The organism is Enterobacter sp. HG048, assembly GCF_024702055.1.
In the GTDB taxonomy this organism is placed as follows: domain Bacteria; phylum Pseudomonadota; class Gammaproteobacteria; order Enterobacterales; family Enterobacteriaceae; genus Enterobacter; species Enterobacter dykesii.
In genome coordinates this window covers 294179-308064 of record NZ_JANLIZ010000001.1, presented here as the reverse complement: position 1 = coordinate 308064, position 13886 = coordinate 294179, and the positions used below count along the sequence as shown (strand labels likewise).

9 protein-coding genes are annotated in these 13886 nt (G+C 56.9%); 5 read left to right on the top strand and 4 right to left on the bottom strand.

What is annotated here, in order from left to right; all coding sequences use genetic code 11:
- Nucleotides 1–125 precede the first annotated feature (125 nt).
- Nucleotides 126–3827 (bottom strand): DNA translocase FtsK 4TM domain-containing protein, encoded by a 3702-nt coding sequence (locus tag NUX24_RS01500; protein ID WP_257829500.1) that lies wholly within the window; start codon nucleotides 3825–3827, stop codon nucleotides 126–128.
- A 135-nt stretch (nucleotides 3828–3962) separates the two neighbouring features.
- Nucleotides 3963–4457: a leucine-responsive transcriptional regulator Lrp gene (gene lrp / locus NUX24_RS01495; RefSeq protein WP_000228469.1), complete on the bottom strand. Its 495-nt coding sequence runs from the start codon at nucleotides 4455–4457 to the stop codon at nucleotides 3963–3965.
- A gap of 544 nt (nucleotides 4458–5001) precedes the next feature.
- Here lrp and trxB point away from each other — a divergent pair.
- The 5 genes from trxB to infA all read left to right on the top strand — a co-directional run bounded on the left by trxB (nucleotide 5002) and on the right by infA (nucleotide 10825).
- Nucleotides 5002–5970, top strand: coding sequence for a thioredoxin-disulfide reductase (trxB, locus tag NUX24_RS01490; protein ID WP_023616696.1), 969 nt, complete (start codon nucleotides 5002–5004; stop codon nucleotides 5968–5970).
- Between the two features lie 114 nt (nucleotides 5971–6084).
- Nucleotides 6085–7851: a cysteine/glutathione ABC transporter permease/ATP-binding protein CydD gene (cydD, locus tag NUX24_RS01485; protein WP_126328134.1), complete on the top strand. Its 1767-nt coding sequence runs from the start codon at nucleotides 6085–6087 to the stop codon at nucleotides 7849–7851.
- Entirely contained in the window at nucleotides 7851–9572 is a 1722-nt protein-coding gene (cydC, locus tag NUX24_RS01480; protein WP_126328133.1) for a cysteine/glutathione ABC transporter ATP-binding protein/permease CydC, read from the top strand. Before cydD ends, cydC begins: the two co-directional genes overlap by 1 nt.
- A gap of 45 nt (nucleotides 9573–9617) precedes the next feature.
- Nucleotides 9618–10322 (top strand): leucyl/phenylalanyl-tRNA--protein transferase, encoded by a 705-nt coding sequence (aat, locus tag NUX24_RS01475; protein ID WP_257829492.1) that lies wholly within the window; start codon nucleotides 9618–9620, stop codon nucleotides 10320–10322.
- A gap of 284 nt (nucleotides 10323–10606) precedes the next feature.
- Nucleotides 10607–10825, top strand: coding sequence for a translation initiation factor IF-1 (gene infA / locus NUX24_RS01470; protein ID WP_002211347.1), 219 nt, complete (start codon nucleotides 10607–10609; stop codon nucleotides 10823–10825).
- Between the two features lie 71 nt (nucleotides 10826–10896).
- On the opposite strand, the gene NUX24_RS01465 is transcribed toward infA, so the two are convergent.
- Both NUX24_RS01465 and clpA read right to left on the bottom strand, forming a co-directional pair.
- Entirely contained in the window at nucleotides 10897–11346 is a 450-nt protein-coding gene (locus NUX24_RS01465; RefSeq protein WP_257829490.1) for a hypothetical protein, read from the bottom strand.
- A 247-nt stretch (nucleotides 11347–11593) separates the two neighbouring features.
- Complete coding sequence (gene clpA / locus NUX24_RS01460) at nucleotides 11594–13873, bottom strand: ATP-dependent Clp protease ATP-binding subunit ClpA (protein ID WP_014831269.1); 2280 nt, start codon at nucleotides 13871–13873, stop codon at nucleotides 11594–11596.
- Between the last annotated feature and the right edge of the window lie 13 nt (nucleotides 13874–13886).

Below are 13886 nucleotides of genomic sequence, written 5' to 3'. Positions count from 1 at the left end.
TATTCCTTAAAATACGTCTTCCCGATATGGGGTTTCCGTCTTCTATTCTGGACCTGCCCGAAGGCAGGCGACAGAAGAAAATGCTTAATTTTGGCTGATTTACCCTTCTTTGCAATCGCTGAAGGTTAATCAAACGGCGGCGGCGCCAGCACCTCGCGGTTACCGTTATGCCCCTGCTCGCTCACAATGCCCTGCGCTTCCATCTGCTCGATGATGCGCGCTGCGCGGTTATAGCCAATTCGGAACTGACGCTGCACGCCAGAGATGGACGCTTTGCGTTTTTCAGTAACGAAGTTAACCGCCTGATCGAATAACGGATCCAGCTCTTCGCCGCCGTCGAAGCCACCGCCGCCGCCTTCGCTTTCCGTATCGCTGGTAATACCGTCAACGTATTGCGGACGACCGCGCGCCTTCCAGTCCTGCACGACGGCGTGTACTTCCTCATCGCGGACGAACGCACCGTGGACACGCACCGGAGAGGTAGAGTTCGGGCCTGAATAGAGCATATCACCCATACCCAGCAGCGACTCTGCGCCGCCCTGGTCAAGAATGGTACGGGAGTCAATTTTACTGGATACGGTAAAGGCGATACGCGTCGGGATGTTCGCTTTGATAAGACCAGTGATAACGTCCACGGAAGGACGCTGGGTCGCCAGCACAAGGTGAATACCGGCCGCACGCGCTTTCTGCGCCAGACGGGCAATCAGCTCTTCCACTTTCTTACCGACGGTCATCATCAGGTCAGCGAATTCATCGACCAGCACGACGATATAAGGCAGTTTTTCCAGCACCGGATGCTGGGCATCCATGCTGTCACCCGGCTTCCAGTAAGGATCCGGGATCGGACGCCCCATGCGCATCGCCTGGGCGATTTTCTCGTTATAACCGGCCAGGTTACGCACGCCTAACGCAGACATCAGCTTGTAGCGGCGTTCCATCTCATTGACGCTCCAGCGCAGAGCGTTGGCGGCGTCCTTCATATCGGTGACCACTTCGGTCAGCAGATGCGGGATGCCTTCGTAGACCGAAAGTTCGAGCATTTTCGGGTCGATCATGATGAAACGCACATCTTCCGGCTGCGCTTTATAGAGCATGCTGAGGATCATGGCGTTCACACCGACAGACTTACCGGAACCGGTAGTACCCGCTACCAGCAGGTGAGGCATTTTGGCAAGATCCGCAACGACCGGATCGCCAGCGATATCTTTACCCAGCACAACCGTCAGCGGAGAGGGGTTATCGCGGAATTTGGTGTTATCCAGCACTTCACGCAGGTAGACGGTCTGACGTTTCTTGTTCGGCAGCTCAAGGCCAACGTACGGTTTGCCCGGTATTACTTCCACCACACGTACCGCAACGGTCGACAGAGAACGCGCCAGGTCACGGGACAGGTTGGAAATACGCGCGGCTTTAACGCCAGGCGCCAGGTTCAGTTCAAATCGTGTGATAACAGGACCCGGCGAGTAGTTCACCACGTCTGCCTTGATGCGGAAGTCAGCCAGACGCGCTTCCACCAGACGCGCCATCTGCTCCAGCGCGAAGGTATCAACCGGCTCCACTTCTGACGGCGGCGGCGTTAACAGATCCAGAGACGGCAGCGGCGTGCTTGGACGCTGCAGCGGACGGCTGTCACCGTTACGCATCAGCAGCGGGTGAATCAGACTTTCCTGCGGCTGAGGCGCAGGCTGCTGGAACTGCGGCGGCTGTGGTGGCTGCTGAACAGATTGATGCGGCTGCGCATACGGCTGCTGAACAGGTTGTTGCGGCTGCGAGTAGGCCTGCGGTGCTGGCTGCTGGCGCACAGGCTCTGCTTCCGGCATCACGCTCGGGGTAAATAAAGGCTCGCTCGGGCCATCATCCACCAGATCTTTCATCGGTGAGAATTCAAAATCAGACAGCGAGAACGGATTTGCACCAGCCGGTTGTTCACCGGAATAGCGCTGCTGCTGGGTGGCGGCAAACTGGCGCGCTAATTCGGCTTCAGCCGCGTCCTCTTCGTCTTCCAGCACCGGTTCATCGTGCTGATATTCTTCACCGTAGCGTTGATTCTGCTGCGCGGCGAACTGACGGGCCAGCTCGTCCTGCTGCATTTCATCGGCGTCATCTTCGTACTCAGGCTCGCGCGCTTTCTCTTCGGCCATACGCTGGGAAGGCAGCTTGATGCCATAAGAGGCAAGCTCACGGCGGGTTGGAACGCGAACGCGATTAGGGCGTGGCAGTTGCGGACCAATCCCCTCCTTCACCTGAGGACGTGGCGCGCTCCCTGTTGCCAGGCTAAAGACAGGTGCAGCCACGGCAGCAGCCGCGGCAGCCTGCTTCACGCTTTCTGCTACGGGTGCAACAGCAGGCGTCGGGTCGACCGGTGGAACAGAAACAGAAGGCGCTTTCGTCACTGGCTCCTGCACCGGTTCAGGCACAGGCTGATACCATGCGGCCAGCTGTTCACGTTCACGCGCACGACGCTCTTCGACTTCTTCAAAATAGTACATTGGTGGACGAGAGGGTTTTACCTCCTCCACGATTTCAGGTTCAGGCTGCGGCTCTACATAAGGCTGCACAGGTTCAACCGGTTCAGGCACATACTCCTGATAAGGTTGGGCCACAGGCTGTTCATAGTGCGGATAATCTTGCGGTTCATACGCAGGCTGCGGCGGCTGATAAGGCTGCTGCCACTGCTCCTGCTGCACAGGGATGTAGCTTTCAGGTTCAGGCGCGATAACCGGCTCCGGCGTGTGAACGCCTGGCGCAGTCTGCCAGTCAACCTGAGGCTGCTGAATAACGGATTCCGGCGGCGAAACCGGCGCGGATGGCGTCACGGCGTCGACAGGCGCGGCATACGCCTGCGCAGCGGTCGTCGCGGCTGCGGCGGCTGCAACCGGCTCGGTAACCGAATGGCCGTTTAACAGCGGATCGTATTCGTCGAAGTCACCCGGCGTGGCCCGGCTGCCGGAGAAGAGCACATCGTCAGGATCGACGGCGACACCTGCAGCGCGATACGCCACCTGCTCGTCTTCATCCATGCGTTTACCGGAGAAGAGCGCCGCATCGGTTTTACGACCCAGCGGGTTGGCAAATTTCTCAGCAACACGCTGGCGACGCGCCAGCGCGCCGCGCAGAATACGCGCACGACGAGACTCGCGACGCTGCACAGGCGCGTCGTCTTCCTCTTCATCTTCGTACGCGTCTTCATCAACCCACGTATCGTCACGGCGGGTACGGTTGCTGGCGAAGGTCAAAATGGTGAGGATAAAACTGCCAATTTTCTCGGCAATGCTCACCCAGGACCAGCCGGTAAACAGCGTCAGCCCGGCCGCCCAGATGCAGAGCAGCGCCAGCGTACCGCCGCTGCTGTGCAGCATCGGCTGCAGCGCAGAACTGAGTAAGCTGCCGATCACCCCGCCAGAGGCGAAGTACCAGATATCATCCGCATTTATCGCCGCTAGCCCGCACGAGGTGAGGATCAGCGCCAGTGCGCCAATCAGGCGCAGCGACACGGCAAAATAGTCGATGTAATCATCGTTCTGACGATGACGCCACGCAAACCAGCATCCGCCAATAATAATGACGGGAAGGGTGTAGGCCATCACACCGAAAATGAAGAACAGCGTGTCCGCAAGCCAGGCACCGGGGACACCGCCTAAATTATGGATAGGCTCATGCCATGCAGTTTGTGACCAGCTGGGATCTGAGGGGTTGAAACTGAGTAAGGCTGCCATCAGCCAGACGGCGAAAAGAGCAATAACAATCAGCAAAGCCTCGAGGAGACGACGTCCGCTGCTTAGCTTCGATAGTGTGACTTCTTTGTCTTCAGTGTATTCCTGGCTCAAAAAAGGCTCTCCAGGTATCAGGCATATCCTGCCTTTTTGCTAAAACGGACAACAGCGCCGGGACTCCCCGGCACTGTTGCTGTATGGATTAACAGGAGTGTAATCAAACTACGCTGATTTTGCACCTGTTCCGTGTTAGCGCGTCTTAATAACCAGACGATTGCTCTGTTTGACCTCTTCCATCACCACATAAGTACGGGTGTCGTTCACGCCTGGCAGACGCAGCAGGGTTTCACCCAGCAGCTTACGGTAGGCGGACATATCAGGCACACGGGTTTTCAACAGGTAGTCGAAATCACCGGACACCAGGTGACACTCTTGAATTTCTTCAAGTTTTTGTACAGCGGCGTTAAATTGCTCAAACACATCCGGCGCACCACGATTCAGAGTAATCTCAACAAATACCAGAAGTGAGGCATCCAGATAATGCGGGTTCAGCAGAGCTGTATAGCCCTGAATGAAACCCTGTCTTTCCAGTCGGCGCACACGCTCAAGGCACGGCGTCGGGGAAAGTCCCACACGTTTTGAAAGCTCGACGTTGGAAATACGCCCATCCTTTTGCAATTCATTAAGAATGTTACGATCGATACGGTCGAGATCTTTGCCAGGGCGCTTCTTGCTATCTACCATTATTATTGTCTCTCTGTATTCCTTCCCTACTCCTGCCTGGACCCTGTGCACATCACTGTTCAGAGCCTGTACCCGTTAGTCATCACATCGCCTGATTATGTATTAGACGCGATGCGGATTCGGGTTCTGTTGGTAAGAAGACCGTTGCCCGAAGGCAGTCACCGACATCACGTATGGCGTCTGTCCACGCCATGCGTAGATTTCACTGACCCGGTAAAAATGGCATTTACGTGCATGCCTATGCGGCATACGGTTAACGCGGTTTTTTTTCTTCCTTGAATGTTTTCGCAAAAGCGCAGGGGATTGTCAAAGCAAAACATCGTTTTTTAGTACAACATGCCGGATATTCATTACGGCAGGGTATTAATCCTCATTTTATTGCCTTACAAACGACCGGTTTTCAGGCGAAAGCGTGATGTTATAGCGCGCCATTCATCGTCCGTGACTATTACACAGATTGATATCAAAATTGCTGCGCTCTTTTTTTACGACAACAAATTCCCTACAATCCAGCCAAATGTCTGCCAACAATAATGGGGATCTCATGGGCACGGCCAAACACAGTAAGCTGCTAATCCTTGGTTCTGGACCTGCGGGATATACCGCAGCGGTCTATGCTGCACGCGCTAACCTGCACCCGGTACTCATCACCGGTATGGAAAAAGGCGGTCAGCTGACCACCACCACCGAAGTGGAAAACTGGCCAGGGGACCCGAACGACCTGACCGGGCCGCTGCTGATGGAGCGCATGCACGAGCATGCCGCTAAATTCGAAACCGAAATTCTGTTCGACCACATCAATAAGGTCGATCTGCAGAACCGTCCGTTCCGCCTGACGGGCGACAGCGGCGAATACACCTGTGACGCGCTGATCGTTGCCACCGGCGCTTCTGCCCGTTACCTTGGTCTGCCATCCGAAGAAGCGTTCAAAGGCCGCGGCGTCTCTGCCTGCGCAACCTGTGATGGTTTCTTTTATCGCAACCAGAAAGTCGCGGTTATCGGCGGCGGCAACACCGCGGTGGAAGAAGCGCTGTACCTGGCGAACATTGCCTCTGAGGTGCACCTGATCCACCGTCGCGAAACCTTCCGCGCGGAGAAGATCCTGATCAAGCGTCTGATGGATAAAGTGGCAAGCGGCAACATCGTGTTGCACACTAACCGTACCCTGGAAGAAGTGACGGGCGACCAGATGGGCGTTGCCGGCCTGCGTATCCGTGATACCCAGAACACCGATAACGTCGAAACGCTGGAAGTGGCGGGTCTGTTTGTGGCGATCGGTCACAGCCCGAACACCGCGATCTTCGACGGTCAGCTGGAGCTGGAAAACGGCTACATCAAAGTGCAGTCCGGCATTCACGGTAATGCGACCCAGACCAGCATCCCTGGCGTGTTCGCGGCTGGCGACGTGATGGACCATATTTATCGTCAGGCGATTACTTCTGCGGGTACCGGTTGTATGGCCGCGCTGGACGCTGAACGCTACCTTGATGGACTGGCTGAACAAGGTAAATAATCTTTACAAGTCAGTAACAAACGTAAATAAAGGCGGCGATAAGTCGCCTTTATTGTCTCCCCGTTGTAACATTGCGCTGCCCAACTTCTAATAACGTCACCTGCAAAGTACGCAATGGAAAAAACCCGTCAACAAGAGTTAACACGCTGGCTGAAACAGCAAAGCGTTATTTCCCGCCGCTGGCTTACGATTTCCCGTCTCCTGGGGTTCGTTAGCGGCCTGTTGATTGTTGCCCAGGCATGGCTGCTGGCCCGCATTCTTAATCATATGATCATGGAGAACATCCCGCGCGAAGCGCTGTTGCTGCCCTTTATTGTCCTGATCCTGATTTTTATCCTGCGCGCCTGGGTGGTGTGGCTGCGTGAGCGCGTCGGTTTTCACGCCGGACAGCATATCCGCTACGAGATCCGCCGTCAGGTGCTGGATCGCCTTCAGGAAGCCGGGCCCGCGTGGATCCAGGGTAAACCGGCCGGTAGCTGGGCGACGCTGATCCTTGAGCAGATTGACGATATGCACGACTACTATGCGCGCTATCTGCCGCAAATGGCCCTTGCCGTCTTCGTTCCGCTGCTGATCGTGATCGCCATCTTCCCTGTGAACTGGATGGCTGCGCTGATTCTGATGGGCACCGCCCCGCTGATCCCGCTGTTTATGGCGCTGGTCGGCATGGGGGCAGCGGATGCCAACCGCCGTAACTTCCTGGCATTGGGTCGCCTTAGCGGCCATTTCCTCGATCGTCTTCGCGGCATGGAGACGTTACGCATTTTTGGCCGCGGTGAAGCAGAAACCGAAAACATTCGCCAGGCATCACAGGACTTCCGTCAGCGCACCATGGAAGTGTTACGCCTCGCCTTCCTGTCTTCCGGCGTACTGGAATTCTTTACCTCGCTGTCGATTGCCCTCGTGGCGGTCTACTTTGGCTTCTCCTATCTTGGCGCGCTGGATTTCGGCCATTACGGCACGGCGGTGACCCTTTCAGCCGGATTCCTGGCGCTGATCCTGGCCCCGGAGTTTTTCCAGCCGCTTCGCGATCTGGGAACCTTCTATCACGCCAAAGCGCAGGCGGTTGGTGCAGCCGATAGCCTGAAAACGTTCCTGGAAACGCCGCTGGCCCACCCGGAGCGCGGTGACGTAACGCTGAATGCGAAAGATCCGGTGTCCATTGAAGCGCAGGACTTTTCCATTCTGTCGCCCGAAGGCAAAGTGCTCGCCGGTCCGCTGAACTTTACCTTACCTGCGAGACAACGCGTGGTGCTCGTCGGCACCAGCGGTTCCGGGAAAAGCTCTCTGCTGAATGCGCTATCCGGCTTTATGGCCTACACGGGTTCACTGCGGATCAACAAAACCGAACTGCGCAACCTCGATCCAGACGCCTGGCGTAAACAGCTCAGCTGGGTGGGCCAGAACCCGCAGCTTCCCGCCGCTACGCTGCGTGAAAACGTCCTGCTGGCGCGCCCGGATGCGCGTGACGATGAACTGCAATCGGTGCTCGACCGCGCCTGGGTCAGCGAGTTTCTGCCGCTGCTCCCGCAGGGGGTAGATACCGTGGTCGGCGATCAGTCCGCCGGGCTGTCGGTCGGACAGGCGCAGCGCGTAGCCGTGGCACGCGCGCTGCTTAACCCATGCCATCTGATGCTACTGGATGAGCCTGCCGCCAGCCTGGATGCCCACAGCGAACAGCGCGTAATGGAGGCCCTGAACGCCGCCTCCCGGCAGCAAACCACCCTGATGGTCACCCACCAGCTGGAAGGGATTGCCGACTGGGACCAGATCTGGGTCATGGAGAACGGCCGTATTGTTGAGCAAGGCGATTACGCCTCTCTCGTTGCCGCCCAGGGACCGTTTGCCGCCCTACTGGCGAACCGTCAGGAGGATATCTGATGCGTGCTTTGCTGCCTTATCTTGCGCTCTATAAACGCCACAAATGGATGCTGACGCTGGGGATTGTGCTGGCGATTGTCACGCTGCTCGCCAGCATTGGCCTGCTCACGCTTTCCGGCTGGTTCCTGTCGGCTTCGGCCGTCGCGGGCTTTGCCGGTTTATACAGCTTCAACTATATGCTCCCGGCTGCCGGCGTTCGCGGTACCGCCATCACCCGTACAGCCGGACGCTATTTCGAACGTCTTGTCAGCCACGACGCTACTTTCCGCGTGCTGCAGCACCTGCGCATCTACACCTTCAGCAAACTGCTGCCCCTCTCCCCTGCCGGGCTGGCGCGTTTTCGTCAGGGTGAGTTACTTAACCGTGTTGTTGCGGATGTCGACACGCTGGATCACCTTTACCTGCGCGTGATTTCCCCGATCGTGGGCGCGTTTGTGGTGATTGTGGTGGTCACGCTGGGGCTGTCTTTTCTGGATGCTTCCGTTGCGCTGACGCTGGGCGGGATCATGCTGCTGACGCTCATCATTCTGCCGCCGCTGTTTTACCGCGCCGGGAAATCCACCGGGGAAAACCTGACGCGGCTGCGCGGGGACTACCGTCAGCAGCTGACCTCCTGGCTTCAGGGGCAGGCAGAGCTGACGATTTTTGGCGCCAGCAAGCGCTATCGCGCGCGGATGGAAAGTACGGAGCTTAACTGGCATGAGGCCCAGCGCCGCCAGTCGGAGCTGACGGCCTTTTCTCAGGCGCTGATGATGTTAATCGGCGGCGTGGCGGTGATTGCTATGCTGTGGCTGGCTTCAGGCGATGTTGGCGGTAATACGCAGCCGGGTCCTCTTATTGCCCTGTTCGTCTTCTGCGCGCTGGCGGCGTTTGAAGCGCTGGCCCCGGTGACGGGCGCCTTCCAGCATCTTGGTCAGGTGATCGCCTCTGCCCTGCGCATCACGCAGATTGCCGAACAGGAGCCTGAAGTCACGTTCAGTGCCGGGCAAACCGCGGTACCTGAGCAGGTTGCGCTAACGCTTGAAGATGTCACCTTCGCCTATGACAAACAGGCGCAGAACGCGCTGGACGGTATCAACCTTTCTGTTAGTGCAGGTCAGCGGATGGCGATCCTCGGCCGTACCGGCTGCGGTAAATCGACGCTGTTGCAGTTGCTGACCCGCGCCTGGGATCCGCAGCGCGGCAAAATTCGTTTTAATAACACGTTGCTGACCGATTTCAGCGAGCAGACCCTGCGCAAGACGGTGAGCGTCGTTCCGCAGCGCGTGCATCTGTTTAGCGCCACCCTGCGCGATAACCTGCTGCTGGCCGCGCCAGAGGCCTCTGATGATGCGCTTCGCGCCGTGCTGGAGCAGGTCGGACTGCAAAAACTGCTTGAGGACGACGGACTGAACAGCTGGCTGGGCGAAGGCGGCCGTCAGCTCTCCGGCGGTGAGCTGCGCCGTCTCGCAATCGCGCGCGCGCTGCTGCACGATGCGCCGCTGATGCTGCTCGACGAACCAACCGAAGGGCTGGACGCCACAACCGAGAGCCAAATCCTTGATTTACTGGCGAATGTCATGACCGGCAAAACCGTGCTGATGGTCACACACCGCCTGCGCGGACTGGCGAGTTTTGATCGGATAATTGTGATGGACAACGGACACATTATTGAGCAAGGTAGTCACGCAGAGCTGTTGGCCAAACAGGGTCGCTACTACCAGTTTAAACAGCGTCTGTAGACTATATTTGTAGCGTCCTTACTCGCGTACTGGAGTTTTGCTGTCATGCGCCTGGTCCAGCTTTCTCGTCATAACATCGCGTTCCCTTCTCCGGAAGGGGCGCTGCGTGAGCCCAACGGGCTGCTGGCCCTTGGTGGTGACCTCAGTCCCGCGCGACTATTAATGGCGTACCAGCGCGGTATCTTCCCCTGGTTTTCCCCCGGCGATCCGATTTTATGGTGGTCCCCCGATCCGCGTGCCGTGCTGTGGCCAGCGCAGTTTCACGTGAGCCGCAGCATGAAGCGTTTCCATGCGAAATCCCCCTACCGCGTCACCCTTAACCACGCTTTTGGTCAGGTCATTGAAGGCTGCGCTGAAGACCGCTATGAAGGGACATGGATAACCAGCGATATCATCACTGCCTACCACCAGCTTCATGAACTTGGGTACGCCCACTCCATTGAGGTGTGGGAAGGTGAAAGAATCGTCGGCGGTATGTACGGCGTGGCGCAAGGCACGCTGTTTTGCGGCGAGTCGATGTTCTCTCGCGCGGTTAACGCCTCGAAAACCGCTCTGTTGGTCTTCTGCGAGGCGTTTGCCCAGCGCGGCGGACGCCTGATCGATTGTCAGGTGCTCAACGAGCACACGGCCTCCCTGGGGGCTGTTGAAATCCCGCGACGCCAGTACATCGAACATCTGGATGCCAGCCGTCAGGAGAAGCTCCCGCGCGACTTCTGGATACCGAGAACGCTCTTTATGCCCAATGCCTAAATGTTTTCCGCATATTTTTTGTGAGGGTGTTATAATTATGCCGCAGAGTAGCTTCTGCCTGTTGCCCCGCCGCCGTTTGGGACCCTCGCTTCAGATAACGTCCTGACGTTTATCCTGTTGTCTCCCCTTTACGAATGCGCTTCCTGTTCGGTTGTACCGTGACGCTTGGGCAATGCGCCGAAACTGTTTTGCTGCGTTTTAATCGCGCAATTCTTTACTTAATTGATGAATTTCGGCATTATCTTGCCGGTTCAAAACTTGGTAGTGATACCCCAGAGGATTAGATGGCCAAAGAAGACAATATTGAAATGCAGGGTACCGTACTTGATACGTTGCCTAATACCATGTTTCGCGTAGAGCTGGAAAACGGTCACGTGGTAACTGCGCACATCTCCGGTAAAATGCGCAAAAACTACATCCGCATTTTGACGGGCGACAAAGTGACTGTTGAACTGACCCCGTACGACCTGAGCAAAGGCCGCATTGTCTTCCGTAGTCGCTAATTGTTTTCGCCTGTAATGGCAGATGAATATTTAAAAGGTCGGGATAATCCCGGCCTTTTTTATTTATGGCTTTAGTGTTGCTGCGTCGGAAGATGTATTGTCATCCACGGTTGTACAGGAGCGATTAAATCCCCTGCCATAGAATGAGCCATGTCGTGGAGTAATCCCGTGAGGTGCGGCAACATATCGCGGTCAAAATGCGATACCAGCAGTATGTGGTTTAACGCCCGGCAGTAGTCGCATTTCGTTTCTGTATCTTCAAGCAACCACTCTTTTTGTCGCGGTTGTTCCGCTTCGTTCTCAAATTCCACCACCTGAAAATCACGCATGGATTCTGTGAGGCCGGATTTCACCTCTTCCAGATAAGCCCCGAGGCAACGACATACGGGCTGCGTTTGTGGGAGCGAATGACAGTCGAGGAGGATTTCGGTGAGCAAGTTGCAGCGCTCGGCCAGGGTTGGAAGATCGGGGTTGAGGGAGAGTTCGGTGTAGAGTTGTGCGATGCTATTAATATCAGTCATATGTGATCCTTTATGCACGCAAGATTGTCTGTGCACACACTTTCAGGACGCCAATCCCGGCACCTGATTTTGCAGGTGCGCCGCCATTTTATTACTGTGGATTTATCCAGAAACTGACTTCGAAAGAAACTGGAAAGCGCCTCGCAAAATTCCTCTGCGGCCTGATGCCCTCACCCACAGGGAGAGTGAGAAAAGCGGGCATAAAAAAACCGGGCTATTGCCCGGTTTTTAAGACCTACGTAAGAAATCAGTGAGCCGCTTCCGGCTTGTGCTTCGCCGCACTCTGGAAATCGTACGTCAGTTCGTTCTTCGCCTGATCCAGCGCCACGGTCACCTGACCGCCATCCACCAGCGAGCCAAACAGCAGCTCGTTCGCCAGCGGTTTCTTCAGGTTGTCCTGAATCACGCGCGCCATCGGACGGGCCCCCATCGCGCGGTCATAGCCTTTCTCGGCCAGCCAGTTGCGGGCCTCCTGGCTCACTTCCAGCGACACGCCTTTCTGATCCAGCTGAACCTGCAGCTCGACGATGAACTTGTCCACCACCTGATGGATCACCTCGGTAGACAGGTGATCGAACCAGATAATGTTGTCCAGACGGTTACGGAACTCCGGCGTGAAGATCTTCTTGATCTCCTCCATCGCATCGGTGCTGTTATCCTGGTGGATCAGGCCGATGGATTTACGCTCGGTTTCACGCACCCCGGCGTTGGTGGTCATCACCAGCACCACGTTGCGGAAGTCCGCCTTGCGCCCGTTGTTGTCGGTCAGCGTCCCGTTGTCCATCACCTGCAGCAGGATGTTGAACACGTCCGGGTGCGCCTTCTCGATTTCATCGAGCAGCAGTACCGCGTGCGGATGCTTGATCACCGCGTCGGTGAGCAGGCCGCCCTGGTCAAAGCCCACGTAGCCCGGAGGCGCACCAATCAAACGGCTGACGGTGTGACGCTCCATATACTCGGACATATCAAAGCGCAGCAGCTCAATGCCCAGCGCTTTGGAGAGCTGAACCGTCACCTCGGTTTTCCCCACGCCGGTTGGACCGGCAAACAGGAAGGAACCGACAGGCTTATGCTCATGCCCCAGCCCGGCGCGGGCCATCTTGATCGCTTCGGTTAAGGCCTCAATGGCTTTATCCTGACCAAAGACCAGCATTTTCAGGCGATTGCCGAGGGTGCGCAGCGTGTCGCGGTCGCTCTGAGAAACGCTCTTCTCAGGAATACGCGCGATGCGGGCCACCACGGACTCAATATCCGCCACGTTAACGGTTTTCTTACGCTTGCTGGCCGGCATCAGGCGCGCACGCGCCCCTGCCTCATCAATCACGTCAATCGCCTTATCCGGCAGGTGACGGTCATTAATGTATTTCACCGCCAGCTCCACCGCCGCACGTACCGCTTTCGCGGTGTAACGCACGTCGTGGTGCGCTTCGTACTTCGGCTTCAGGCCGTTGATGATCTGCACCGTTTCCTCGACGGACGGTTCGGTCACGTCGATTTTCTGGAAGCGACGCGCCAGCGCACGGTCTTTCTCAAAGATGTTGCTGAACTCCTGGTAGGTCGTGGAGCCAATCACGCGGATCTTGCCGCTGGAGAGCAGCGGTTTGATCAGGTTTGCAGCGTCCACCTGCCCACCGGAGGCCGCACCTGCGCCGATGATGGTGTGGATCTCATCGATAAACAGGATGCTGTTGGTGTCCTGCTCCAGCTGTTTCAACAGCGCCTTGAAGCGTTTTTCAAAATCACCGCGGTATTTGGTGCCCGCCAGCAGCGAGCCGATATCCAGCGAGTAGATGGTGCAGTCGGCAATCACTTCCGGCACGTCGCCCTGCACAATGCGCCAGGCAAGCCCTTCAGCAATCGCGGTTTTACCCACGCCTGACTCGCCCACCAGCAGCGGGTTGTTCTTGCGGCGACGGCACAGCACCTGGATCGCGCGCTCCAGCTCTTTATCGCGACCAATCAGCGGGTCGATACCGCCAACGCGAGCAAGCTGGTTAAGGTTGGTGGTGAAGTTTTCCATACGATCCTCCCCGCCTGCTTGCTCTTCATTGTTATTGACCTGATTGCTGGAATCCGATGCCTGGTTAGGCTCGTCTTTGCGCGTTCCGTGAGAAATAAAGTTAACCACGTCGAGGCGGCTGACTTCGTGTTTGCGCAGCAGGTAGGCAGCCTGTGACTCCTGCTCGCTGAAGATGGCGACTAAGACGTTTGCGCCAGTCACTTCGCTACGCCCGGAAGACTGGACGTGGAATACCGCGCGCTGCAGCACGCGCTGGAAGCTGAGCGTCGGCTGCGTGTCGCGCTCTTCTTCACTGGCTGGCAGCACCGGTGTGGTTTGTTCGATGAAGGCTTCGAGTTCCTGACGTAGCGCCACCAGATCCACGGAGCAGGCTTCCAGCGCTTCGCGGGCAGATGGGTTGCTAAGCAGTGCGAGCAGTAAATGCTCGACGGTCATAAACTCATGTCGGTGCTCACGCGCTCTGGCGAAAGCCATGTTTAAACTGAGTTCCAGTTCTTGATTGAGCATAGGCACCTCCCCC